General features: G+C 55.5%; 1 protein-coding gene. It reads right to left on the bottom strand.

Going from position 1 to position 636, the window contains the following annotated elements; translation table 11 throughout:
• Positions 1-296, bottom strand: a 296-nt coding sequence (locus tag KUV62_RS22630) for a hypothetical protein (RefSeq protein WP_222606020.1), incomplete at its 3' end; no start/stop codon positions are given.
• Positions 297-636: the final 340 nt, after the last annotated feature.

Raw genomic sequence — 636 nt, 5'->3', positions numbered from 1 at the left:
GCGTTGTAGCGGGATCCTACCTTGTATTCGTTCGGCGACATGTGGACACCTACGGAGAGCTCCGGATCCTCGTTCCACGCCACATAGAGGTCCAGAACGAGCACCTTCAGGTGGGTCTTATCGGTGGCCTTAGGCTTGGGGCCGGTCTTCCTCCTCTTCCCATCTCCCTTCCTCAGCTCTGTCCCCGGCAACCACTCGTCCCAGAGGGTATCCACCACCCCCTTCACCTCGGGGTGGTCGGACCAACGATGAACATCGAAGGGGCGGGAGTAATCGGGGTCACTGATCTGGGGCATAGGTTCTCCTAGAGGGGGCTGTCACCCTTCATATAGGAGCAAAGAGATGAAGCTGTAAGCTATCTAAGTGATTATTATTACAATATTTATTATGAGTATACTCTTCTGAATCTAGGTATCTTTATCCATTACTTATACCTATTACCTAGGTATCTCCCCTCCCTGATCTCCCCTCGACAGGGGTCATCAGCCCGGCCTCACCCGTCACCCAGCAGGCGCAAGAAAGCACGCCAGAAGAGCCCGCAGGACCGGGGGCAGAAAGAGGGGCATTTACCGCGCTCAGGGAGCGGAGGCGCGCCTTGTAACGATGTCTCAGGAAGTACTGGCTGGGGTGGTAGGA

Origin of the sequence: Salipiger bermudensis, from assembly GCF_019801965.1 — a bacterium.
Lineage (GTDB): Bacteria > Pseudomonadota > Alphaproteobacteria > Rhodobacterales > Rhodobacteraceae > Salipiger > Salipiger bermudensis_A.
The sequence above is the reverse complement of the archived record's forward strand: the minus strand, read 5'-3'. Positions and strand labels throughout refer to the sequence as shown.